The organism is Pararhizobium capsulatum DSM 1112 (assembly GCF_030814475.1).
Lineage (GTDB): Bacteria > Pseudomonadota > Alphaproteobacteria > Rhizobiales > Rhizobiaceae > Pararhizobium > Pararhizobium capsulatum.
Genome location: NZ_JAUSVF010000001.1, coordinates 3,959,196 through 3,983,782, shown reverse-complemented (window position 1 = coordinate 3,983,782; position 24,587 = coordinate 3,959,196). Strand labels below are relative to the sequence as shown.

Annotated in this window: 23 protein-coding genes; 10 read left to right on the top strand and 13 right to left on the bottom strand. The window is 60.8% G+C overall.

The window, feature by feature from the left end:
- Positions 1-64: 64 nt before the first annotated feature.
- The 5 genes from QO002_RS19175 to QO002_RS19155 all read left to right on the top strand — a co-directional run bounded on the left by QO002_RS19175 (position 65) and on the right by QO002_RS19155 (position 4,638).
- Entirely contained in the window at positions 65-1,051 is a 987-nt protein-coding gene (locus QO002_RS19175; RefSeq protein WP_307232552.1) for an ABC transporter permease, read from the top strand.
- The gene (locus QO002_RS19170) at positions 1,051-1,833 is read left to right on the top strand and encodes an ATP-binding cassette domain-containing protein (protein ID WP_307232550.1); all 783 of its coding nucleotides are present in this window, start codon (positions 1,051-1,053) and stop codon (positions 1,831-1,833) included. Before QO002_RS19175 ends, QO002_RS19170 begins: the two co-directional genes overlap by 1 nt.
- Positions 1,834-1,883: 50 nt before the next feature.
- Entirely contained in the window at positions 1,884-2,915 is a 1,032-nt protein-coding gene (locus tag QO002_RS19165; RefSeq protein ID WP_307232548.1) for a beta/alpha barrel domain-containing protein, read from the top strand.
- Positions 2,912-3,955 carry a carbohydrate kinase family protein gene (locus QO002_RS19160; RefSeq protein ID WP_307232545.1) on the top strand — a complete coding sequence of 348 codons (1,044 nt, stop codon included), beginning with the start codon at positions 2,912-2,914 and terminating at the stop codon, positions 3,953-3,955. The genes QO002_RS19165 and QO002_RS19160 overlap by 4 nt, the downstream gene beginning before the upstream one ends.
- Before the next feature lie 92 nt (positions 3,956-4,047).
- Entirely contained in the window at positions 4,048-4,638 is a 591-nt protein-coding gene (locus tag QO002_RS19155) for a phosphate/phosphite/phosphonate ABC transporter substrate-binding protein (protein WP_307232543.1), read from the top strand.
- A gap of 77 nt (positions 4,639-4,715) precedes the next feature.
- On the opposite strand, the gene bioZ is transcribed toward QO002_RS19155, so the two are convergent.
- The 8 genes from bioZ to QO002_RS19120 all read right to left on the bottom strand — a co-directional run bounded on the left by bioZ (position 4,716) and on the right by QO002_RS19120 (position 11,888).
- On the bottom strand, positions 4,716-5,702 hold the full coding sequence (bioZ, locus tag QO002_RS19150) for a 3-oxopimeloyl-[acyl-carrier-protein] synthase BioZ (RefSeq protein WP_307232541.1): 987 nt from the start codon (positions 5,700-5,702) through the stop codon (positions 4,716-4,718).
- Positions 5,702-6,628 (bottom strand): aminotransferase class III-fold pyridoxal phosphate-dependent enzyme, encoded by a 927-nt coding sequence (locus QO002_RS19145; RefSeq protein ID WP_370878523.1) that lies wholly within the window; start codon positions 6,626-6,628, stop codon positions 5,702-5,704. The genes bioZ and QO002_RS19145 overlap by 1 nt, the downstream gene beginning before the upstream one ends.
- 2 nt (positions 6,629-6,630) lie before the next feature.
- Positions 6,631-6,957 carry an aminotransferase class III-fold pyridoxal phosphate-dependent enzyme gene (locus QO002_RS30920; protein WP_370878522.1) on the bottom strand — a complete coding sequence of 109 codons (327 nt, stop codon included), beginning with the start codon at positions 6,955-6,957 and terminating at the stop codon, positions 6,631-6,633.
- A complete protein-coding gene (gene bioD, locus QO002_RS19140) occupies positions 6,954-7,586 on the bottom strand; it encodes a dethiobiotin synthase (RefSeq protein WP_307232539.1) in 633 nt (210 codons plus the stop codon). The genes QO002_RS30920 and bioD overlap by 4 nt, the downstream gene beginning before the upstream one ends.
- Positions 7,586-8,734 (bottom strand): 8-amino-7-oxononanoate synthase, encoded by a 1,149-nt coding sequence (locus tag QO002_RS19135; protein ID WP_307232537.1) that lies wholly within the window; start codon positions 8,732-8,734, stop codon positions 7,586-7,588. The genes bioD and QO002_RS19135 overlap by 1 nt, the downstream gene beginning before the upstream one ends.
- Positions 8,731-9,735 (bottom strand): biotin synthase BioB, encoded by a 1,005-nt coding sequence (bioB, locus tag QO002_RS19130; protein WP_307232534.1) that lies wholly within the window; start codon positions 9,733-9,735, stop codon positions 8,731-8,733. The genes QO002_RS19135 and bioB overlap by 4 nt, the downstream gene beginning before the upstream one ends.
- A gap of 197 nt (positions 9,736-9,932) precedes the next feature.
- Complete coding sequence (locus QO002_RS19125; protein ID WP_307232532.1) at positions 9,933-10,601, bottom strand: GntR family transcriptional regulator; 669 nt, start codon at positions 10,599-10,601, stop codon at positions 9,933-9,935.
- A gap of 336 nt (positions 10,602-10,937) precedes the next feature.
- Positions 10,938-11,888 (bottom strand): lytic transglycosylase domain-containing protein, encoded by a 951-nt coding sequence (locus QO002_RS19120; protein ID WP_307233535.1) that lies wholly within the window; start codon positions 11,886-11,888, stop codon positions 10,938-10,940.
- Between the two features lie 415 nt (positions 11,889-12,303).
- Here QO002_RS19120 and QO002_RS19115 point away from each other — a divergent pair, with 415 nt between their 5' ends.
- Both QO002_RS19115 and QO002_RS19110 read left to right on the top strand, forming a co-directional pair.
- Complete coding sequence (locus QO002_RS19115) at positions 12,304-15,645, top strand: M10 family metallopeptidase C-terminal domain-containing protein (RefSeq protein WP_307232530.1); 3,342 nt, start codon at positions 12,304-12,306, stop codon at positions 15,643-15,645.
- Positions 15,646-15,886: 241 nt separating this feature from the next.
- Positions 15,887-16,288: a hypothetical protein gene (locus QO002_RS19110; RefSeq protein ID WP_307232528.1), complete on the top strand. Its 402-nt coding sequence runs from the start codon at positions 15,887-15,889 to the stop codon at positions 16,286-16,288.
- A gap of 174 nt (positions 16,289-16,462) precedes the next feature.
- Here QO002_RS19110 and QO002_RS19105 read toward each other — a convergent pair whose 3' ends face one another.
- The 5 genes from QO002_RS19105 to QO002_RS19085 form a co-directional block, all read right to left on the bottom strand.
- Positions 16,463-17,221, bottom strand: coding sequence for an ABC transporter ATP-binding protein (locus tag QO002_RS19105; protein WP_307233533.1), 759 nt, complete (start codon positions 17,219-17,221; stop codon positions 16,463-16,465).
- Entirely contained in the window at positions 17,221-18,072 is an 852-nt protein-coding gene (locus QO002_RS19100) for an ABC transporter ATP-binding protein (protein WP_307232527.1), read from the bottom strand. The genes QO002_RS19105 and QO002_RS19100 overlap by 1 nt, the downstream gene beginning before the upstream one ends.
- Positions 18,065-18,970, bottom strand: coding sequence for a nickel transporter permease (nikC, locus tag QO002_RS19095; RefSeq protein WP_307232525.1), 906 nt, complete (start codon positions 18,968-18,970; stop codon positions 18,065-18,067). Before nikC ends, QO002_RS19100 begins: the two co-directional genes overlap by 8 nt.
- A gap of 5 nt (positions 18,971-18,975) precedes the next feature.
- Complete coding sequence (locus QO002_RS19090; RefSeq protein ID WP_307233531.1) at positions 18,976-19,989, bottom strand: ABC transporter permease; 1,014 nt, start codon at positions 19,987-19,989, stop codon at positions 18,976-18,978.
- A 75-nt stretch (positions 19,990-20,064) separates the two neighbouring features.
- Complete coding sequence (locus tag QO002_RS19085) at positions 20,065-21,660, bottom strand: ABC transporter substrate-binding protein (RefSeq protein ID WP_307232522.1); 1,596 nt, start codon at positions 21,658-21,660, stop codon at positions 20,065-20,067.
- Between the two features lie 125 nt (positions 21,661-21,785).
- On the opposite strand from QO002_RS19085, the gene QO002_RS19080 reads away from it, so the two are divergent.
- The 3 genes from QO002_RS19080 to QO002_RS19070 are packed head-to-tail and all read left to right on the top strand — an operon-like array spanning position 21,786 to position 24,569.
- Positions 21,786-22,505, top strand: coding sequence for a GntR family transcriptional regulator (locus QO002_RS19080; RefSeq protein ID WP_307233529.1), 720 nt, complete (start codon positions 21,786-21,788; stop codon positions 22,503-22,505).
- Entirely contained in the window at positions 22,498-23,418 is a 921-nt protein-coding gene (locus QO002_RS19075; RefSeq protein WP_307232520.1) for a dihydrodipicolinate synthase family protein, read from the top strand. Before QO002_RS19080 ends, QO002_RS19075 begins: the two co-directional genes overlap by 8 nt.
- 11 nt (positions 23,419-23,429) lie before the next feature.
- Positions 23,430-24,569 carry a mandelate racemase/muconate lactonizing enzyme family protein gene (locus tag QO002_RS19070; protein ID WP_307232518.1) on the top strand — a complete coding sequence of 380 codons (1,140 nt, stop codon included), beginning with the start codon at positions 23,430-23,432 and terminating at the stop codon, positions 24,567-24,569.
- Positions 24,570-24,587: the final 18 nt, after the last annotated feature.

Genomic DNA, 24,587 nt, shown 5'->3' with positions numbered 1-24,587 from the left:
CGATCGTTCGCCCCGCGCGGACGGCTCAAGCCTGTCGCACAAGACCCTGATGCATGAGGTTTGCATGACCACAGTCATTGCTTCCGCGACCGATGCGCCGAGAAGCTGGAAGGCCCGCATTCTCGGCGCTCCTTCGGCGGGCCCGTTCCTGGTTCTCATCGCGTTCTGCGTGATTTTCGCCTTCACGAATCCAAGATTTCTCGCAACCCACAACCTGTCGATCATCCTGCAGCAGACCGTTATAATCGGTGTCCTGGCCATAGGCCAGACGCTGGTGATCCTGACGGCCGGCATAGATCTCGCCGTCGGTGCGATCTGCGTGCTCGGCACGATCGTTGCCGGCAAGCTGGTCAATCTCGGCTACGATCCGGTTCTTTCGATGAGTTTTGCAATCCTGATCTGCACGATATCCGGGCTTGCGGCCGGCGGGCTCGTCAGCGGGCTCAGGCTTCCACCCTTCATCGTCACGCTCGGCATTCTCGGCATTTTGACTGCAGCCCTTCGGCTGATCTCGGAAGGCGGCGCCTTTGCGGTGCGTGATCCGTTCCTGTCCTGGACGGGTAATACGATGAAGCTCAGCGGCTTTGTCATCACCTATGGCGTGGTGATCATGTTCGCGCTCTACGCCGTCGTCTGGTATTTCCTGAATGAGACGAAATGGGGCCGGCATGTCTATGCCATCGGCAATAACCCCGAGGCAGCCCGCCTTGTCGGCATTCCGGTCCGGCGGCACCTCATGTCCGTCTATGTGCTTGCAGGCCTCATCTATGGCATCGGCGCCTGGCTGGCGCTCGGACGCATCCCCAATGCCGATCCCAACGCGATGCAGACCGCAAACCTCGATTCCATCACCGCGGTCGTCATCGGCGGCACCAGCCTTTTTGGCGGTCGCGGCGGCCTGATAGGCACGCTGATCGGCGCCCTGATCGTCGGCGTGCTGCGCAACGGCCTGACCCTCGCCGGCATCGACCCGCTCTGGCAGGACCTCGTGACGGGTATCCTCGTCATCATCGCCGTCGCGCTCGACCAGATGTCCCGGAGGAGACGATAATGGCGGCCGATATCGCACATGACGTTATGCCGCGCGTGGTTCTGGAAGCACGCAATGTCGTGAAGACCTATGGTCATGTCACGGCTCTCGATGGCGTCGATTTCGAATTGCGGGCCGGCGAAATCCTCGCCGTGGTCGGCGATAACGGCGCCGGCAAGAGCACGCTGATCAAGGCGCTGACTGGGGCCTTGCATCCGACCAGCGGCGAGATCCTTCTCGATGGCGAGCCTGTTCATTTCCGGGGACCGCTCGATGCCCGCCATGCCGGGATCGAGACCGTCTATCAGGACCTTGCCGTGGCGCCTGCGCTCGATATCGCCTCGAATCTCTTTCTCGGTCGCGAACTGCGCAGGCCGGGCATCATGGGCAGCCTCTTCCGCCGCCTCGACAAGAAGCGGATGCGGGAGGAAGCGCGCAAGGCGATGAACGAGCTGAAGTTCCGCCTGCCCGCAATCGACAATCCCGTGGAAATGCTGTCCGGCGGCCAGCGCCAGGGGGTGGCCGTTGCCCGCGCGGCTCTCTTCGCGCGCAAGCTGGTGATCATGGACGAGCCGACCGCAGCACTTGGCGTGCGCGAGACGGGGCAGGTGCTGGAGCTCATCCGGTCCATTCGTGATCGCGGCCTGCCCGTCGTGCTGATCAGTCACAACATGCCCAATGTCTTCGACCTTGCCGACCGCATCCACATCATGCGGCTTGGCCGGCGTGCCGCTGTCGTCACGCCGAAGACCCACACCATGAACGACGTGGTCGCCATCATGACCGGTGCCGCGACCGCCTGAAAAATCCTGTCCGGCTCTTTCGGGCCGGACCCCATCGAACGGAGCAAATCATGTATCGCCTGGATCAGAAGCTCGCACGCATCCGTGCCGGCCAATATACCCGCAACGACTTCATCATCGCTGACGCAAAGGACGGCGATATGGGCCCTAGCATGACCTCCTGCGGCCCCAAGCGCCAGAAGGATGGAAGCTGGTCGCGCCACTACACGCGCCCGGAATTCCTCGAAAACATCCGCGCCGTCGTCGAGCAGGATATCGTCGATATCATGCTGACATCGGCCTCCAACATGGAAGCACTGACCGACATGGGCGTCTTCCGGGGCAGTGCGGTCAAGCCGGCGATCCGCGCCAATGACACGACGGATGTCTGGGTTTGCCGCGGTGCGACCTATGCCAAGCAGCCGTCCCGGGCGTTCCGCTCCGCGTCGCTCTCCCGTGTCGCCACCGGCACCATCGATCCCGCCCCCGGCGCTCCGATCACCGGCACGGATCTCGGCCTCTATTCCATCACCTTCAACAACGATCTCGACCATGACTATCACGCGCTGGAAGCGTTCGCCGATTTTCGCGACGATGCCGCGCGCAACAATTTCAAATACTTCCTCGAGGTCTTCAACCCGAACGTCGATTCCGGGATCGATCCGGAGCTGCAGCCGCATTACGTCAACGACGTCATGATGCGCTGCCTTGCGGGCGTGATGAAAGCGGATCGTCCGCAGTTCCTGAAGATCCCGTACAATGGCGCAAAGGCGCTGGATGAACTCGCATCGTACGATCCGAGTGTCATCGTCGGCGTTCTCGGCGGCGGAGCCGGCACGACCCGCGATTGCTTCGAGCTGCTCTATCAGGCCGAAAAATATGGTGCCCGCGTCGCACTCTTCGGCCGCAAGATCAATCTGGCGGAAGATCCGCTTGCCATGGTGCGGTTCATGCGCGAGGTCGCTTCCGGCAGTATCCTGCCGGGAGAGGCGGTCAAGGCCTATCACGGCAGCCTGCAGAAGGACGGCATTGCGCCGCACCGCGACCTTTCCGCCGACAACGCCGTCACCGAAGCCGTCCTCAAGGCGGAACAGACCAAATGATGAGCGAGAGGCGGGGTATTCTCACCGGCGGTACATGGTGCGTGGATTATAACCGCAGCGTCAGCCATTGGCCGGGCGAGGACGGCCTCGCCGAGCTCTTCGAGGAAGAGCGCCATGGCGGTGGATCGAGCTGCAACCTGGCGCTTGACATCAAGCATCTCGACCCGTCGATCCCGATCGAGACGATCGGGCTTGTCGGGGATGACGACGATGGCCGCTATCTCAGGGATACCGCCGCGGCGGCGGGGCTTGATGTCAGCCAGATGGTGGTAACGGATGCTGCCACGCAGTTCTGCGATGCCTATGTCTCGCGCAAGTCGCATCGGCGTACCCACATCTTCCATGCGGGTACCGCGGCCCTTCTGACGCCCGATCACTTCAACTTTTCGACCACAACGATGCGCTATCTGCATCTCGGTCTGCCCGGGGTGCACCGTATTCTCGATGCGCCGTGGAAGGACGAACCGAACGGATGGGTCGCAGTCCTCAAGGCGGCGCGGGCCGCGGGTCTGATGACCAATCTGGAGCTTGCGAGCGTCGAAAAGCGGCTGATGGCCGCCCTGGTGATGCCCTGCCTGCCGCATCTCGATTTCCTTGTCGTCAACGACCTGGAGATCGGGGCAATTGCCGGTATCGAGACGATCCGTGGTGATACGACGGATCAAGATGCCTGCGAACGGGCGGCGCGTGCGGTGCTTGAAAAGGGCGCGATGAAGCTCGTCGCGGTACACTGCCCAACCTTCGCAATCGTGGTAACGCGCGATGGCGAACGGACGGTCCTGCCTTCCGTGGCTATTCCGGAATCCGAGATCAAGGGAGCAAACGGTGCCGGCGATGCCTTTGCAGCCGGCATGCTCTACGGCATTCACGAAAGCTGGAGCACGCAAGAGAGCCTCCGCCTTGCCCACGCCTGCGCGGCCGTCTCTCTCCGCAGCGTTTCAACCACGGGTGCCATCGTTTCCTGGCGCGAATGCCTGGATCTCGCGCAACGCTGGGGGTCGCGATCATTTTTGTCAGGCGTTTCCGTCGCTCGGGGTTGATCGCCTCGCTAGATTCGTCAACGAGGCGGTGTTCCAAAGTTTAAATCTATGTATCGCATAGGTTTTCGAACTGTTTTTCCGGAGTCTTCCCGATGTCGCTTGCCAGTCTCGCCATGTATGTCAGCCCGGCCCCGATTGCGGAGGCGACGCGGCTGTTCTGGGAGGTGCTCGGTAAGCGTATTCGCGGTTATGGGCTCGATGCACTGCGCGGCGCACGGGCCGCCATCAATGAACCCGGCAGCAATTCCGGCTACAACCTGTTTCGGGCCTTCGTGGCGCCGCATGCCGTCGATGGCCGGTTCTTCTCCTCGGTCAAGGAGACCGGTGGCCACCGGGCGAGCATCGACGCGGTTTCGAGCGGAGAGGCGGATGTCGCGGCGATCGATTGCGTCACCTTCGGCAATACCCTGCGTTTCGATCCCGATCGTGTCGCGGGCGTACGAATCCTCGCGGAGACGCCCCGGGGACCGGGCCTGCCGTTCATCACCGGCGCCGCGACGCCGGCCAGGGACCTCATCATCCTGCGCCGCGCCCTCTCGGAAACCATTGCCGATCCTGAGCTTGCCGCAGTGTGCGACACGCTCTCGCTGCGCGGCATCAGCCTGCTCGGCGATGCCGATTATGAAGTGCTGGCGGAGCTGGATCGGGAGGCCGCTGACCAAGGTTACCCCACCATCGCCTGAGGCATGACGACAGCAGCCCGGGCTCGTCCGCGACGATGATCGATGAATGCGCGATAACAATGAAGCGCTGTAATCTTTTACGTCCCGATTATACAGGCACCACCCGTCAGTCCGGCGCCTGCCGCGGTCAGGAGTAGTTTTTCCCCGATGGCGAAAGGCGCAGCCCGATGGGCAAGCGAATGAGAAAGCGGGATTGTTGCCGCGGAGGAGTTTCCATACTCCACGATCGTACGAACGGTTTTTTGCGGTTCAATTCCGAGAAGACTGCAAACGGCGTCGAAAATGCGCGCGTTGGCCTGATGCGGAACGAAGTGGCTGATATCCGCGGGGCACATCCGTGCCTCTTCGAGCGCGCGTCCCGCACAATGTCCCATCATTTCGACGGCCTGGGAAAACACCTCCCGCCCATCACGCATCGTCATCAGGCATTCGCTTGCCGCAACATCGGCTGCAAAAGGCCTGTTGCTTCCTCCTGCCGGGATTGAGATGAGGCCGTATCGACTGCCATCTGAAGCGAGGTCAACGCCGAGAATCCCTGTTTGCGGGTCCCCGGACGGCATCAGGACGACGGCGCCAGCCGCATCGGCGAACAGCACGGCGCTTGCCCGTTCGGCGGGGTTGATGCGGCGGCTCAATATATTGGCCGCAACCACGAGTACCGGCCGACCCTGCGCGCGGACAAAGCCGTCGGCGAGCGTCAGGGCGTAGAGAAAACCAGAACAGGCACCAGCCAGATCGACCGCCCCGGAATTGGCAAGGCCGAGACGGTGGGCGAGGAGGGGAGCGGAAGGCGGCAGCAGATGATCGGGCGTCGACGTGGCGAGAAGCGTGAGCGCGACATCGGCCCGGGCGATGCCGGCGTCGTCAATGGCGGCTGCTCCGGCCTTCGCCGCAAGACCGGACAGTGTATCGCCCGGCTCCGCCCAATACCGCGCGCGGATGCCGGTCCGACGCTCGATCCAGCCGGGTTCAAGGCCAAGGCTTTCCTCGATCTCGGCGTTTTCGACGCGACGCCCCGGAACACTGTGGCCAAACCCCGCAAGGCGGGAAGAACGAGCACCCATTATAGCTGTCCTGCCGCGAAGCACACGGCCGCTTCCTCAATCGCGTCATAGGCGCGGTCGAGGTCGGCTGTGGTGACACAATAGGGTGGCATCAGGTAGATGATGTTTCCCAGCGGTCGGATCAACAATTTCCGCGCACGAAAGAAAGCTCTGAGCCGCGGGCCGACCTGCGAAAGATAGCCGCCCGCCGGTACCACAAGGTCAAGGGCGGTGATCGTGCCGACCTGTCGGACGTTGGCGAAGCGCGGATTGGCTTCGAAGCGCGGCAACTTCTCCCTCTGCATCCGCTCAAGCGTGCCAACCCGCTCGCGTACCGGCTCGTTGTTCCAGACCGCCAGATTGGCGACCGCGGCGGCGCACGCGATCGGATTGGCGGTGTAGGAACTGGAATGAAAAAATGTGCGGCGACGGTCCGTAGAGAGGTGCGCGTCGAAAATTTGCGCCGTGCAGAGCGTGGCTGCGAGCGGCAGTGAACCGCCGGTCAACCCTTTGGAGGTGCAGAGGATATCCGGCGCTACGCCGGCCTGTTCGCAGGCAAACAGGCTGCCGGTACGCCCCCAGCCCGTCATCACTTCGTCTGCTATTAACAGGGTGCCATGCCTTTCAGCGATTTCCTTTAACGCAGCGAGGACCGACGCCGGATAGGCGCGCATGCCGCCGGCGCCGAGAATGAGCGGTTCGATCAGGAGTGCGGCCACCTGGCCGGTGAGGCAAAAGCGTTCAAAGGCGTGGAGCGTTGCCTGTTCGCAGCCGGGCGCCGGGAACGGCAGGCGATCGACGCCAAACAACAGTGGCTGGTAGGCTTGGTTGAAGACGCCACGTTCGCCCGCCGACATCGTGCCGATCGTGTCGCCGTGATAGCCGTCTTCCATGACGCAGATGCGGCTGCGCGGCGTGCCGCAATTGTGGAAGAATCCAAGCGCCATTTTCAGACGCAGGTCGAGCCGCTGTCGGAATAGAACACATGCTGAAGACCCGCCGGGGCGATCTCCAGCAGACCACGTGCCAGGGCCTCGGCGGGTTCGTGGGTGTATTCGGCGAAAATGATCTGGTCGTAGGTCTCGCATGCCGCCTGTATCGCCTTCATAATCCCGGGATGCCGGTGGCCATGGGTGATGACCCACCACGAGGAGATGGCATCGAGGATGCGCGACCCGTCTTCGTCGATCAGGCAGGCGCCATCGGTTTGCACGATGCGCTTTATCGGCGGTTCAAGCCCGTGCTGGGTGAAGGGATGCCAGACTGGTGAGTTCATGCCGTCTTCTCCTGGAAGGAAGAAAGAGTAAAATGGTCGCGAAAGGCCTGCTGCAGTCGCTTCGGCGTCAGCGGATCAAGCAGGGGCAGGCGTCCGAGCGCTCGCACCTGTCCCATCGCGGCGATAATCCGCTGCGTTTCAGCTTGCTCTTCACCAATAAAGGCAAGGCCGAGTATCGGAATCGAGCGGCTGCGCAGCGCTTCGAGCGATAGCAGCGTATGATTGATCGTGCCCAATCCTGTGCGTGCACAAAGGATGACGGGGATGCGCCAGCGCGCAAAGACATCGGCAAACACCTGGCTGTCTGTCAGCGGCACCAACAGGCCGCCGGCGCCTTCGATGACGAGCGGGACGTCTGTCACGGGCGGTGTCAGACGCTCCGGCTCGATTGTCACCTGATCGAGCCGTGCGGCAAGATGCGGCGATGCCGGAGTGCGCAGCCTGTAGGCTTCGGGCAGAATACGTTCCGCGGGAAGACGCCCCAGCCGGCCGACGGTCTGGCTGTCGGTCTCTTCGTCGAGCCCGGCCTGGATCGGCTTCCAGTAAGCGCCGCCGAGCGCAGCAACCAACGCCGCCGAAAACACCGTCTTGCCGATGCCGGTGTCGGTGCCAGTCACGACGAACCGCATCACATCCTCTCCTCTGCCATGATTGCAGTTAGCCGGGTGAACATTCGCATGATCGTGGCCCTGTCGACGTTGAGCGTGATGGCAATTCTGAGCCGTGCCGTGCCTTCTGGAACGGTCGGCGGGCGAATTGCCCTGATATCGAAGCCTTCGGCTCGCATGCGCGCGGCAATCCGCACCGCGCGGCCATTGTCGCCGATCAGCACAGGCAGGATCTGGGAGCCGCTGCCTGCCACGCCGAGCCTTGCGGTAAGTTCCGTATTGGCAAAGGCGCACAACGCGTCGAAAGTCATCCGACGATCTGGCTCATCGACGAGCATTCGCAGTGCCTCACGTACCGCAGCGGCCATCAAAGGCGATGGTGCAGTCGAATAGATGAAGCCGCGCGCCCGGTTGACCAGATAATCACAGAGCGTTGCGCTCGCGCCGAGCAGCGCGCCCGAGGCCCCAAGTGCCTTGCCGCATGTGTGCAGGACGATAACATTCCCGCGATTCTCCAGACCGGCGGCCAGACCGCGGCCACTAGTGCCGAACACGCCGGTCGCATGCGCCTCGTCGATCACCAGAAAGCCGTTATGCCTTTCGGCAAGGGCCGCGAGTTCGGCAAGTGGTGCGCGATCGCCGTCCATCGAGTAGAGGCTTTCGACGGCAATCCACAGGTTGCCGGCGGTTCCGCTCTTGCGCCGCCAACGCAGGATCGCCTCTTCAAAAGCCCCCACATCGTTATGCGCGGCCGGCGTTGAGAGCGCCCGGCTGGCGTTCATGCCTTCGTGCGCGCTGGCATGCACCAAGGCGTCGTGCACGATGAGGTCACCGCGCTGCGGCAGGGTTGAGAAAAGCGCGACGTTGGCGGCGTAGCCGCTGCCGAAATAAAGGACACGCTCGGCGCCGAAAAACGCAGCGGCCTCCGTTTCCAGGGTCTCGTGCTCCGGGTGATTGCCGCGCAATAGACGCGAGCCGCCGGCGCCGACGGGCACGCCACGCTCAAGCGCGGCATTGACAGCCGCGGCCAGCCGCGTCGAACCGGCGAAGCCGAGATAGTCGTTCGAGGTGAAATCAGCGCCATCCCGCTTAATCAGGGTTCGGAGCCTTTCCTTTCGCTGCAGCCCCGCCAGCGTCGCTTCATGACGAACGAGCCCCGTCAGCGTCATTCATCCGGCTCCAGTTCCATCGATTTCAAACCGAGACGACGGAAGAGTGCTCTATCGTGATCCTCTCCCGGGTTCCCTGCCGTCAGCAGCGTGTCGCCGGCAAAAATCGAATTGGCACCGGCAAAAAAACAGAGCGCCTGCATTTCATCGCTCATCTGCGTGCGGCCGGCAGACAGGCGGATATAGGCCCGCGGCATCAGGATGCGGGCAAGGGCGATGGTCCTCACGAATTCTATCGGGTCGACGGGTATAGCATCGGCAAGCCTGGAGCCTGGAATTGGGATCAGCATGTTGATCGGCACGCTTTCGGGCGGCTCGCGCAAAGTGGCGAGGGTCACCAGCATGGAGATGCGGTCATTCGCCGTCTCGCCCATCCCGAGAATGCCGCCGGCGCAAACCTTCATGCCTGCCTCGCGGACGTTGGAGAGCGTGTCCAGCCGGTCGGCAAATGTGCGGGTGGTGATGACCTGCGCGTAGAACTCTTCCGACGTATCGATATTATGGTTGTAGTAGTCGAGACCGGCATTGGCCAGCGCCTCGGCCTGGCCGGGCGAGAGCATGCCGAGCGTCATGCAGGTCTCCATGCCGAGCGCTTTGACGCCGCCGACCATCGCAACGAGCGTTTCCATGTCGCGGTCTTTGGGGCTCCGCCAGGCGGCACCCATGCAATAGCGGGTGGCGCCTTCGGCCTTCGCCTTCTTCGCCTCGGCAACAACCTTTTCGACCATCATCAGCTTTGAAGCTTTCAGCCCGGTAGGCGAATGCGCCGACTGGCTGCAATAACCGCAGTCCTCCGCGCAGCCCCCGGTCTTGATCGATAGCAATCGGCTGATCTGCACGGCGTTGGGATCGAAATTTTCCCGATGAACGACTTGGGCGCGGAACAACAGATCGCTGAATGGGAAATTATAGATAATATGTGCCTGTTCGAACGATACTTCTTCTCTCGGGGTGGAAATTTGCGCTCTGGGGCGGTCTTGGGTGATATTTCCCTGGTGCATTTCCGGTCCTCTCCCTCGATCATGTCTGATTTGTCATAATTATAGATAACAAGACATATTATCTATAATTTATGACGATACGAACAAATGCAAGCATCCTCTCGTTGAGGATGGGATGATCGTCAATCATAGCGAGAGATTGAGCGGCGAAGAATCGAGCATACCGGTCGGAAATTCCGGTCAGGGAGAGGCTGATGTCAGCCGACGATCGCGAATGCGTCCCGTGTCGTTCCGGAGACATTTCGGACGGGTTTTTGCCCAATCCACTGCACGTGGCGATCAAGAACAGCCGCGGCGTTCTCGACGTTCCCCTGACGCAGAAATGTCAGTATCGCACGGTGGTCGTGGTCCGTGCGGACTTCCCATTCCGAGCGCCAACTGGCGAACAGGAAGCGGGCACTCGCCGCATGCAGATCGTTGATCGCCGCAAGCAGACGCGGCATGCCACAGGGCGCGAGGATCAGGCTGTGAAACCGACGGTTCGCTTCCTCCCAGGATCGAACATCGTAAGAGTTGTCGCCGGCGACTGTCGCCTCTTCCGCGAGGTCGAGGATCGAGGCCGTGAGGTGCGGCGCTGCGTGGCGAAGCGCCAGCACCTCGAGTGCTGCCCGCATTTGCGCAACTTCACGCACTTCCTTGAGATCGAAGGCTGCGACCCGCACGCCACGGCGCGGTTCACTCACCGCAAGGCCCTGTGCCTCCAGCCGGCGGAAGGCTTCGCGAACGGGCACATGGCTGGTTCCGAACTCCTCGGCAATATGATCCTGACGGAGTTTCGTGCCCGGATCGAGCTTTCCAGTCACGATCCGGTCTGCAAGGATGCGGCTGATGCGGCTCGCAATCGTATCTTCGCTAGTCGAGGTCATTTTTTATAGATAATTTGCCGTGGCAACACTGTCGAGGCCATGTCTGGAGTTTGTCAGGGAAAAGTGGGAACCGGTTTTCCCGAAAAGACAAACGCAAACAAAAAAATCCAGAGAATGTCCGGTTCAATCCGAACCGGCCATTCTCCAAGAACCAAGACGATGAATTGAAAAGGTGAACGGGATAGTGTCGGCACATCTGGCACATCCGCAGGAATGATCGATTGCATTGCCGATCATTGTCGGCCCTCGGTTGCCCAGCCGGAAAGCCCGGACGACCGTACATCTTCACCCGGTCGTCCAAACCGGTCACGGAACGGTCGATTGTGCCCACGTCGATCAGTTCTTGAAAACGATGCATGCGCCGCCGGTCCTGTGAACCTGCACGCACACCGCGTCGGCCTCGGCGCGGGTGTCACGGCCGATGCGCGCGGTGTAGCGCAGCCGGGTGCCGAATCGGGCGTTGCGCTCGCGCTGAATCAGCGGTTTTTCCGCATTGAGCGGCGCCGGCGTGCGGCTGATGGTGGTCAAAAACAATCTCTGCGCCACCGATTTCTGGAAATGCGCCGCAAGCTGCGCCCCCCATGGCGCCCACGTCCCTTCCTCCTCAAATTCGATCTCCTTCAATTGGCGCTTGTCGGCCAGCGCCGTGCAGGCGTCATAGAAGGATTTGTCCTTGTCGAGCCGCAGGTCGAGCGTCTGCGGCGGGTTATCCTTCCACTCCTCCGCCGGATGGGCGGTAATGGCGAGCACATAGGCGCGCGTCTCATAGGGCAGGTTGCCGGTGCGCAGAAACGTACCCAACCCGCCTTCACCGGCATTGTAGGCCACGGCTGCAAGGCCGAGATTGCCAAACCGGTCGCGTAGCGCATCAAGATATTCGGCCGATTTGCCGAGCGCCTCCAGTGCGTCGAAGCTGTTTGACAGGCCGCGCAGTTTCGCTGTCGAGGGGATGAACTGCGCAATGCCTTCCGCCCCCTTCGGGCTGACGGCATCCGGCCGGAACAGGCTTTCCTTCCAGATCAGCCGGGCGAAGAAATCGGGGGGCAGGGCATTTGCTTCCGCGAAATGACCAAGGGCGGCGCAGATGTCGCGACTGTAGTTTTTAGCGCGGACGCAGAGTGTCGTTTTTGCAGTTGTGGTGGAATAGATGCACGGCGGCGCCTGCCATTCCGACTGGGCGGCAACAGGCGTAAAGGTTGGCGCGACACTGATGGCAAGGGTTGCGCCAAACACTGCCGCTTGCCGTTTCGCACCATGTCGCTGTCTATTCCGCACCCTTTGGACCATCCAAACGTCTCGACGGTTCTTGATAGCACCGATGCGGCGATTTCGGGAGAGCGGCCGATCTGCCACTGAACTTTCCTCCGGCCACGACGAGAGCCCGGCGGTTTTGGTTAGTATATTCACACGCCGGCACCCTTCCTGATCGTAAGCGCTGGGAATGGCCGCCAGAGGCGACAGTCGGTCGGGTACGGCTACGCGTTCGCGGCCTATCGGTCGCCCCCGGGGCGGTCGTCTGCGTTTTCAATTGCTGAACCTGACATTTCCCCCGTCTTTGTAGGGGTACAAAATTGATGATCCGACCTACATTGCTTGGAGGGGCAGGGGGGTGACAGGCAGACGCACGCGATGCCTGTGGAAAATTGGCAGTTGCAGAACGGCATAGCCGCGCTGCTCACAATCTTCAGAGAGGAACCTCACGATGCCCAATCCAAGCCAGACCAGTGATCAATGGTGGGTCAACGATCAGACCCCGGACAACCCTTATGGCAAGAGCGAGGATTACGAGTCCTTCCTTGACTATCTTGGGGCATTGCAGCGTAGCCTGACGCCGGCGATCGCTGCGGGAACGCTGAGAATCAACGTCTACGAGCTCAATGACCATCCCGAATACAAGGCTGCCGCGATTGGCGCCTTGCAGATGTGGGCGTCTGTCACCCCTCTGAAATTCGAGATCGTCGATAACGCGCCGTTCAACAGCACGACGGACTGGATCGAGGTTGTCAGCCCCGAACTCGGCGAGCAGGACGATGGCAGCGCCTATTCGAGCAATCGTTATGTCAGCATCGGCCAGCGTTTCCACGACACGGAGCCGAACAAGACCGATATCGGCGGGTACGTCTTCGATTCCTTCATCCATGAATTCGGCCATGAATTTGGCCTGAACCATCCCGGGCTCTACAACTACAGCGGTCCCGGAGGTGTGCAGATCAATTATCTGAACAATGCGACCTGGACGTATGATCGCCAGCAATACAGCGTCATGTCCTATTTCGATGGGATCGATGTCGGCGAAACCAGCCGCTGGTCGGCCTCGACGCCGCTGATGGCCGACATCGAGGCCGTCATTCGCCGCTTTTTCTCAACCGTCGATGCAAACGGCGTGCGCACCTATCAGCAAATTGATCTCAACACAGGGGACAATGTCTACGGCTTCGGCAGCGCGCAGGATGGTTACCGCCTTACCCCCTCGGGTATGCAGCACGATATCGGTTTCGTGATCCACGACACCGGCGGCACCGACACGCTCGACTTTTCCGGCTCCACGGCCGGCACGATCCTCGATTTGCGCGCCGGACAGTTTTCCAGCGTCAACGGCCATAGCAACAACGTGTCGATCTTTGCCGGGCACAACCCCGACGGGACCGACTACTATGTCGAGAACGGCATCGGCAGCCGGTATAATGACATCCTGATCGGCAATGACGGAACCAACGTCCTTGACGGGCGCGGCGGCGGCGACCGCATGGCCGGCAACGGCGGCGATGATATCTACTTCGTCGACTCCCTTAATGACGTCGTGCGTGAGGCGGCCAATGGTGGCAACGATACCGTCGTCCTTCTGTCCCGCAACCTGCATATCCGCAAAATCGCCAACGTCGAACACATCATCTATGCCGACGAGTCGACTCTCCCGCCCGGAAGTGGCGGCAGCGAGACCCCGCCCAGTGTTGGCGACAACACGATGACCAGCATCATCTTCGGCGACAACGGCAACAATACGCTCGACGGCGGCGCCGGCGACGACACGATCTTCGGCCAGGGCGGTGACGACCTGATCATCGGTGGCCGGGATTCTCTGGCTAGCCGCGATATCAACAACACCATCGATGTCGAGGACCTTCAAGACCAGACCGAAAGTGACGATGGTAACGACACGCTCTACGGCGGCGGTGGCAACGACACCATTCTTGGCGGCCAGGGTAACGATATTCTCGATGGCGGCAGCGGCGACGATACGCTGAGCGGCCAGGACGGAGTGGATATATTCAGGGGCGGCGCAGGCGTCGATACAGTCGATTTCAGCAAGGAGAGCCCTTTCCAGCTGCTCGTCAACCTCGCTAAGAACGTCGCTAGCGGTGGCACCGCCTCGGGCGACACGTTCTACAGCATCGAGAACCTGATTGGTTCCGATGACCGCATCGACCGCTTTATCGGCACGTCCGCAGCAAACCATTTCTGGGGCCAGGGCGGCGGCGACTATTTCAACGGCGGCGGCGGCAATGACATTCTGGACGGCGGTGCCGATGGCGACATCCTGTACGGCGAAGCCGGCAACGACACGATCATCGGCGGCTCCGGCCAGGACTATCTGGATGGTGGCTCCGGGATCGACACGGTCGTTTATGCGGGTAGTTCCGATGGCGTGACGATCGATCTTCTCAAGGGAACGGCCAATGGTGGCGATGGCGACGGTCCGGTGCAGATCGTCGGCCGGGGTGCCGTTATCCGGCACGATATGCTCGTCGGCTTTGAAAATGCCGTCGGTTCGTCCTTCGACGACCATCTGATCGGCAATGCCCTGGCCAACAAGCTCTCCGGCGGTACAGGCGATGACATCCTGACCGGCGGCGGTGGGGCCGACAGACTGAACGGCGGCGCCGGCAGCGACACGGCAGACTATGCCGACGCCACCAGCGGGGTAAGGCTCAGCCTCCTGGGAGGCAGGTCCGGCGGCGATACCTATGTGTCCATTGAAAATCTCTCCGGCTCGGGCTTCAACGATCGGTTGACCGGCGACGGCGCGGCCAACGTGTTGACCGGCCAGGGCGGCAACGATGTGCTCGACGGCGGCCGCGGCGATGACACCCTGCTCGGCGATTACGCCTATCAGGGCGACGCGCCGCCACGCCCGGGCATGGGAACCGGTTATGCAACGCTGGGACCGGGCGCGGCGAACAACTCGATCGCAACCGCGTTCGATGTCTCCGACAATTTCTCCCTGGTGAGCGACCCGGATATCTTCGATTCGACGACAACCCTGCATACGACCGTGAACGCCACCGGGAACGGCCAGGGCGGATATTACAAGGTCGATCTGGCGGCCGGCACGGTCATCACGATAGACATTGACGGAATTGCAGATCCGAATGTCCACGACAGTTGGGTCAGGTTGCTCGACAGCAGCGGCCATATTGTCGCCCAGAACGATGATGGTGGTGGCGACCCCGGCTCCACCAGCAGCCGGGATTCAAGCCTGGTCTTCGTCACTCAGGAAACCGGAACCTACTACATCCTGGAAGGCAGCTGGTCGGAGACAGCTCCGGGCGATGGCTGGGCGGAAGCCGTGCCGGCGGGCTCGACATACAAGGTGAACGTATCGGTCGAGTTTCCCCCTGCGCCGGCTCAGCCGGGTGTCGCGGGTTCCGATACGCTCATCGGCGGCGCCGGCAGCGACTTCCTGGATGGCGGTCTTGCGGCTGACACGCTTACTGGCGGCGCAGGAGAGGATGCATTCCGCTTCTCGACGGCACTTGGGAATGGCAATATCGACTGGATCAAGGACTTCAGGGTCGTCGACGACACGATCCTGCTGGACAATCTCATCTTTGAGAGTGTTGGTGGCGACGGGGCTCTTGCCTTGGGTGCATTCTACCGGAGTGCGTCCGGAGCCGCTCATGACGCCGATGACCGCATTATCTACGACACCGATAGCGGCGCCTTGTCCTATGATGCCGATGGCGGTGGAGGCGTTGCAGCCATTCAGTTTGCGCAGTTGAGCAAAAATCTGAGCCTCTCGGCGTCCGACTTCATTGTCGTCTAGAGGATGTCCGGTTCAGATTGAACCGGACATCCCCTACTTCTTTCGTTTTCGTTTGTCTTTTCGGGGAAACCGGTTTCCACTTTTCCCCGACAAACTCTAACGGAGATGGGGCGCTTTCAAGCGCCCCACTTACCGCGCTGCTTGTGCGCTTTTCAGATGAACGACAAGCTGAGCGGCAATGCCGCGCCTGCACAAGTCTTGCCCTGCACAAATCTTGCGGGACTATCATGGAGAGTGTGTGATGAAACGCCCTACCGACTGCCGCACAATGTTGATGACTGTCGGAGTTGCGGCGGTCGCCGCGGTGGCCGGGTCAGCCGCTGCGCAATCGACCGATATTCGCGGTTCCATCGTGTTTGAAAACGGCGCTGTTATCCCGCAAGGTCATGTTGAGATCTATCTCGAGGACCCTGCCGTTCAGGACAGTGCGCACCGTCGCACCGCGGAGAAGCGCCTCCAAAGCGACGGCGGGTCGAAGACGATAGCCTTTTCCCTGACCCCGCCCGCAAGTTCAGGGGCTTCGCAAACGCTGCGGATCGTTGCGCGCCTGGAGCGCGCGGATGGCTGGCTGGTGGCGCGGGGCAGCACACAACTCCAGCCGGGTGAGCCCGTCACCCTCACGCTGAACACGGTTATGTATTAGAGGATGTCCGGTTCAGATTGAACCGGACATCCGCTATATTCTTTTGTTTTCGTTTGTCTTTTCGGGAAAACCGGTTTCCACTTTTTCCTGACAAGCTCTAGAAACCACGGATACGGCAAGCTGCCAAAACTCCGCTCCATCGTTCCGATGGGGTCACCTGCGATGAAATTACAGTTAGATCGCGGGAACATAGCCGCGGCTGCCGTCCATCAGGGTGCGGGTATAGGGGTGGGTGACCGTCCCCTCGATCAGCTGCCTCTTTTCAGCAATTTCGACGAAGCCGCCATCCTGCATCACGGCAACGCGGTCGCAGAGATGGGAGACAACTGCGAGATCGTGGCTGACAAGAATATAGGTCAGGCCTTCTCGCTCGCGCAGGTCCTTCAGAAGATTGAGGATTTCCGCCTGGATAGAGACGTCGAGAGCGGACGTTGGCTCGTCCAGCAGCAGGATGCGTGGCGACAGGATCAGGGCGCGGGCGATGGCGACGCGCTGGCGCTGGCCGCCGGAAAGCTGGTGCGGAAAACGGTAGCGGAAATTCTGCGGCAGACCCACATCGTCCAGCACCTTTGCGACACGCTCCTGTCGTCGGTCGATGCCATGGATTTCCAAAGGCTCCAGCAAAGTGCGCGCGATTGTGTGGCGCGGGTGGATCGAGCCGAACGGGTCCTGGAACACCATCTGCTGCTTGGCGAGCTGGGCGCGGGTGCGCTTCTGTTCTATGGACTCACCGTCGATGGCGATAAGGCCGGTCCACTGCTTGTTGCGGCCGGCCAGCGCGCCGAGGATCGTCGACTTGCCGCAGCCGCTTTCGCCAACCAGGCCGAAGGCTTCGCCCCGGGCCACGGAGAAGGACACATCCTTGACGACGCGAACTTCGCTACCGGGCTTGCCGTAGGATACAGCAAGGTTTTCCACCTTGATCATGGACATCATTTGTTCTCCAGCCAGGCCGGATCGCGCTGAAGGACGTCCAGCCGGTCACGCGGGTGATCGAGGCTCGGCAGTGCATTGAGCAGGCCGCGGGTATAGGGGTGCCGGGCATTGTCCAGCTCTGCCGCTGTGATGGTCTCGACGATGCGCCCGGCGTACATGATGATCACCCGGTCGCAGAAACTGCGCACCAGATTAAGATCGTGCGAGATGAAGATCAGCCCGATATTGCGTTCCGCCACCAGCTCGTCGAGGATCGACAACACCTGCTGGCGCACTGTCACGTCGAGCGCCGATGTTGGCTCGTCGGCGATGATCAGCGAGGGGGAAGCGATCAGCATCATCGAGATCATGATGCGCTGACCCATGCCGCCGGAGACTTCGTGCGGATAAAGATCGAACACGCGATGGGGATCGCGGATTCGGACCCGTTCCAGCATGGCGAGCGTGCGGGCACGCGCTTCCTTGCGGGATACCCCTTCATGCAACAATACGGTTTCTGCGATTTGCTCGCCGACGCTCATGACGGGGTTCAGCGAATATTTCGGATCCTGCAGGATCATGGCGATGCGGCGTCCGCGAATCTTCAGCATGTCCTGCTCGGTGGTCTTCAAGAGGTCCACCTCTTCAAAGGCCATGCGATCCGCCTTTACCCGCGCCTTGGGCGGCTGGAGCCCCATGATGGCGCGGCCGGTGGTGCTCTTGCCCGATCCGGATTCGCCGATGATGCCGACTTTCTCGCGACCGACGCTAAAGGAGACATCACGCACTGCCATGACGGAGCCAGACAATGTCGGAAACTCGACGGACATGTTCTCGATCGTCAGAATGGTATCCGCAGACTTATGCATTTCTAGGATCCAGAATGTCGCGCAGGCCGTCGCCGAGCAGGTTGAAGGCGAGGCTCACGGTCAAGATCGCGATGCCGGGAATGGTGGTCAGCCACCATGCGTCGAGCAGGTATTGCCGCCCGGATGCCGCCATGGCGCCCCACTCGGGCATCGGGGGCTGGGCGCCCAGTCCGAGGAATCCGAGGCCCGCGGCGGTCAGAATGATGCTCGACATGTTAAGCGTCAGGCGCACAACGACAGACGGCGCACAAAGCGGCACGATATGACGCAGGAGAATGCGCATCATGCCCGCCCCCTGCAGCTCGGCCGCGACGACGAAGTCGGCATTGCGGAAGGTCAGGGTTTCTGCGCGCGCCAGGCGGGCAATTGGCGGCCAGACGGTGAGCGCGATGGCGATGACCGCGTTCTCGATGCCGGGGCCGAGGGCCGCGGAAAACGCCAGCGCCAGAACCAGGCTCGGGAAGGAGAGAAAAATATCGGTGATGCGCATCAGCACCACGTCGACCCAACCTCCGAGATAGCCTGACGTTGCACCGATGACGAAGCCGATCGGGCCGACGATGACGGTAACTAGAATGCTGATGTAGAGCGTCGTGCGGGCGCCGTAGACCAGGCGCGTAAAGACGTCGCGGCCGAATTCGTCGGTGCCGAACCAGTGTGTCGAAGACAGCGGCTGCAGCGCCTTGGAAAGGTCTTGGGCATAAGGGTCGTAGGTGATGATCATCGGACCGAAAATCGCGACCAGGATCAAACCCAGGATGACCAGAAAACCGGTGAAGGCGAGGGGGTTGGCAAGCAGGCTCAGCCAGGCGACATACATCTTGTGCAGCCGCGCCTGGCGCGTCGATGTGAAGTCTTCGTTGATCAGCCAGTCATGCAGGGAAGCAGGTTTTTCCATTGGTGTCACCGTGTCCTCGGATCGATAAAGCGATAGACAATATCCGAGAGAAGATTGATCGCGATGGAGATGATGCCGATCAGGAGCACGCTGCCGAGCACCGCGTTCATGTCGGCGAAGAAAAGCGCTGATGTCAGATACTGGCCAAGGCCCGGCCACGCGAAAACTGTTTCGATGAGCACGGTACCATCCAGAAGGCCGCAATAGGCCAGCGCCACCACGGTCAGCAACTGCACGCGGATATTGCGGAATGCATGGCGCCAGACCACGGAATTCTGGCTGAGCCCCTTGGCGCGCGCCGTCAGGATGTATTCCTGACGCAGCTGCTCCAGCATGAAGCTGCGGCTCATGCGGCTGAGATAGGCCATGGCGGCGTAGCCGAGAATCAGCGCTGGCGCGAGCACATGATGAAGCGCGCTCCAGAATACGCCCCATTCTCCGGCGATGATGGAATCCACCAGCAACGAACCGGTCGGCCCTTCGACCAGACCCTCGTTGTAGATATCTATTCGTCCTCCTCCGGGGATCAGTCCTAACTTGGCGTAGAAGACCAGAATGACGACCGTGCCAAGCCAGAAGATCGGTGTCGAGTAACCGAGCAGACCGATGACACGGCCGAGATGGTCGACCCATGTCCCCTTGCGCACCGCGGAGACGACGCCCAGCGGCACCCCGAAACCGGCCCCGATCAGCGTCGCCAGTGTCGCCAGTTCGAGGGTGGCGGGGAACACGCGGGCGAGATCGTCCGATACCTTGTTCTTGGTGATATGCGATTGACCGAAGTCGAAACGCACCACGTCGGCCAGGTAGTGTCCGAACTGTACGTAGAGGGGGCGATCGAGGCCCATCTCCTTGTACACGCGGTCATAGGTTACCTGATCGGCCTGGTCGCCAACGGCAGCAATGACCGGATCGGCTGGCACCAGGCGTCCGATCACGAACGTAATAACCAAAAGACCGAACAGGGTTGTCAGGATTACTGCGAAAGAGGTCGCGATTTTACCGGCACTGGACAACAGCTTTCTGCTGCTGTCCGGGCCGTTCTTGGCGGTCGCTTGGGAGGAGGTCAAGTCAAGTGTCCTTGCTGGAGGCGATTATTCGCCCTTGGTCACGGTGTCCCAGCGGGTCAACCAGGTTGAGTGGCCGGTATAGCCTTTCACCGTCTTGCTGACAGCCTTGGCATCCGTTCTTTGGAAAGATGTGACCAATGCCGGCGAGGATGCCAGATAGGCCTTGTTGATCTTGGCATAGAGTTCGCCACGCTTGGCCTTGTCGGTTTCGTGGGCCGCGGCCTGCACCATATCCTGAATGTCCTTCGGCACGTCCCATGCCGAGCGCCACGCCAGAAGACCGGTCAGCTTGGCTTCGTCGGCGTTGTTGGCATTGGTTGCGTAGGAAGCGAGCACTGCATGCGGGTCGGGCAGGCGTTCGCCCGAGCGCGCCGAGAAAATCTCGAAGGCCCGTTCACGAAATTTGCCGATATGGTCCCCGCCCTGCAGGTCGAGCTTGATGCCCGCCTTTGCCGCATTTGCCTGCAACGACTGGGCGATTTCGAATTCCGGCGTGACCGGTGTGGCATAGTAGACCTTGGAGAAGCCGTCGGGATATCCGGCTTCGGCAAGCAGCTGCTTGGCCTTTTCAATATCAAGCTTGTAGGGATTTTCCGTCATTGCGCCCGGCAAGCCGGCGGGAATGATGCTATGTTGCTTGATGCCGTAATATTTCATGACTGTGCTGGCGAGGCCATCATAGTCGATGAGGTAGCGGAAGGCTTCGCGAACCTTTGGGTTGCCGAGGATCTCGTCTTTCTGGTTCAGCGCCAGATAGTAGAAACCGAATCCCGGTGTCTTCTGGATATCCACCTTGCCGCCGGCTTCGAGCGCTGCAAGATCGGTGGAGGACAAACGGGTCGCGATGTCCATATCGCCGTTTTCGATCTGCAGGCGCTGCGCAGAGGATTCTGGCAGGTGGCGCAGAACGACACGACGCATGGCCGGCTCACCCTGCCAGTAGTCCTTGAAGGCATCGGCGATCAGCAGTTCGTTGGCCCGCCAGCTGCGCAGCGAATAGGGACCGGATCCGGCATCCGCGGTCTGCAGGAATTCCCGACCCATGTCATCGTTCTTGGCCTTGTCGGCAAGAAAGGCGCTGTCCAGGATCGACGTGGAGAAACTGGCAAGCGACAGCAGGATCAGGTCTGCGTTCCAGACTTCCTTGGTCTCGACGACGACAGTGTGTTCGTCCGTGGCGCGGATGAGGCTGTCGACGTTGTCAGCCGAGAAGCCCCATTGGCGAAGATCGGTGGAGGGAGCAAGCCCCAGCTTCACCAAACGGCGCAGCGACCATTCGACATCCTTGGCTGTCAGGGGGTTGCCGGAATGGAACGTCACGCCAGAGCGGATCTTGAAGGTGAAGGTCTTGCCATCCTCGGAAACGGTCCAGCTTTCTGCAAGGCCTGGCTGGGGCTGCGTAATGTTGTCAGCCGGCAGAACGATCAGGCGCTCGTATAGATTGGCGACAACCTCGGCGGCTTCGAGCTGATTGAGTTCATGGGGGTCCAGGCCACGCATGGAGGACATGTTGGTCGCAATGACCAACTGATCACTCGGCGTTGCGGCCGTTGCGACGAAAGGCAGCGCAGTGGCAATCGCGACAGCGCTGGCGAGGGTCAAAAAGTGGCGTCTGAACATATTCGTTTCCTCCAGGTGAGGCTCCTCAACCTCTAAGTTTCATCAAATTGCGTATCGACATCAATTTGAAATCTGATATATCAAATTTCACAAGTCGATTTGATCGTCAACAGGATTTTGCAGCAATGGCGAATGAAACTGATCTTCAGCGCGGAATGGGCGGCATCGAGAAGCTGGATCCCCAACTTCAGTTGACGGTGCGCGATCACGTGCACCGCATCCTGCGCGGCGCCATCATCGCCGGTCGGTTCACCCCCGATGAAAAGGTCAATGAACGTCAGTTGGCGGAGCAGTTCGGCGTCAGCACTACGCCGATCAAGGAGGCCTTGCGGCTGTTGGAGGCAGAAGGCCTCGTGCAGGCGCTCCCCCGGCGAGGCGTGCTCATCAAGTTCAACATGAACTGGGCGGAGGAGATGATCCTGGCCCGCGCCGCGCTGGAATCCATGATCGGCCATCTGGCCGCGCGCCGCATTGCGGATGAGGGAAAGACTGCGCTCAGGGCGACGGTCAACCTGATGGAGGCGGCGACTTCCAGCGGCAATGCGGACCAGCTGATTGTGCTCAATGAAGCCTTCCACGACGAAATTCACCGCGCGTCGCGCTGCCAGTATCTGGCGCGACTGATCGAGCGCCAGCAGTTCTACGATGCGAGCATTCGCAGGATCATCCATTCCGATCCTGCGGAGCGCAACAAGGCGCTGCGCGAGCACAGTTCCATCGCTGACGCAATTATCGACGGAGATGCCGAGCGTGCGGAACGGCATATGCGCAATCATGTCGTCCGCTCGGGCGAGACCTACCTGTCAATCGTATTCGGAAAAAAAGAGGATATCCAAGGTGAGTGAGAAGCTCGAGACCGTTAGAAAAGCGCTTACTGGCATTTCAGGCGTACCCGTTACACCCTATTCCCAGGACGGCAGCATCGATGTCGAGAAGTTGGGTGCATTGATCAGAGGTCTTGCCGCCGCCAGCGTTCACAACCTCATGGCGGCAGGCAACACAGGTGAGTTCTTCACCCTCACCATGGACGAGATCCGCATCGTGCATCGCACCACCATCGCGGCTGCCGGCGGCAAGTCTCTGGTGAGTGCCGCCGTGGGTCGCTCGCTGAGCGATGCCAAAGCCCTTGCCAAGGATGCGATTGCTGAAGGTGCCGATGCGATCATGGGTCATCATCCCATGGACCCGTTCGCCGGCCCCTCCTATCAGGCCCGCTATTTCCTGGAACTCGCCGATTTCTGCACTGTGCCGGTGATCGCCTATGTTCGCAGCGACGGTTTCTCCGTTGCTGACTTCCGCCAGCTTGCGCTGCATCCCAACATTGCCGGCATCAAGTTCGCATCGACCAACCTGATGTTGCTGGCCGAGGTGATCCGCTCAACTGATGACGCTCCAGCCATCTGGGTCTGCGGCTTGGCTGAAGGCTGGGCACCCGCCTTTTATGCACTCGGCGCCCGTGGCTTCACCTCGGGCCTCGTCAACGTTTTTCCGCAACGGTCCCACGCCATTCATACGGCTCTCGAGGCCGGAAACTATGCCGGTGCGCGCAAGCTGATCGACGGCATCGCCGAATTCGAGGCGCTGCGCACGAAATACAACAACGGAGCCAATGTCACCGTCGTCAAGGAAGCTCTGGGCATGCTTGGCACTGATGTCGGCCCGGTTCGCATTCCGGGCGTCGTCGCGCTGAATGACGGGGAACGCGCCATACTGCGCGGCGTGGTGGACCGGGTCATCACCGAGCAGCGTGCGGCTTAAGGAGATCTGACGTGCATATCACTGGCATCAAGACTTACATGCAGCGTGTCGATGACCGTCCGCGTCTGCTTTTGAAGATCGAAACGAGCGAAGGCATCAGTGGCTGGGGGGAATGCTACAATCACGGACCCGACTGGGCATTGCCGCCGCTGCTCGATTATCTGTTCCATCAGATCGAAGGTGAAGATCCGCGCCGTGTCGAATTTCTGGTGTTGAAGCTCAATCAGCAGTGCCGCTTCCCGCCGGGAGCACTTGGCCTGGCCGCGATCTCCGCCATTGATCACGCTCTTTGGGATATTGCTGGCAAGGCCGCCGGACTGCCGGTCTACATGCTTCTGGGTGGCCATGTCCGCGACCGGGTCAAGGTCTATTGCGGCGTCTACACCGCGCCCGATCCGCAGCACGCGCTCGATCAGACCCTGAAGCTAAACCAGGACTACGGCTATACCGCCTTCAAGCTCAGCCCCTATCGCCGGGATCTGCATGGCAGTCGTTGGGGCGAAATTGTCAAGGAAACCGGCGATTACTTCGGCAAGATTCGCGAAATCACGCCCTCGCACTATGAATTTGCTTTCGATGCCCATGCCAAGATTTTCGAGCCCTATCAGGCCGTGCAACTGGCGGCGGCACTTGCCCCGAACGACCCGCTCTTCTACGAGGAGCCGATCCGGCCCGAGCATATTCCGGCGTGGGCGGAATTGAAATCCAAGGTCACGGTTCCGCTGGCCACGGGAGAATCTCTCTACAATCGCTTCGAGTTCCTGTCGCTGCTCACCGCCCGCGGCGCCGATATCATCCAGCCCGATATCTGCGTGGTCGGCGGCGTCACCGAAATGCGCCGCATAGCCGCCATTGCCGAAGCGCATTATGTGACGGTTGCTCCTCACAACCCGATGGGGCCGTTGGCGACAGCCGTAAACGTGCATTTCTGCGCCGCACAGTCGAATTTCAAGATCCTTGAATTCAAGCCGCATGTGCACGCGCCGTGGGCGCTGGACCCCTATATGCCGGTCGATGGCCACATGGAACTTCGCCCCGACCGCCCCGGCTGGGGTATTGAGATCGATGAAAAGGTCCTGGCCAAGGACGACTACATCCACTGGGAGCGCAAGATCACCCGCAAGCCTGATGGTTCAACGGCGTATCCGTGAATTCATTTTGTGTGGACC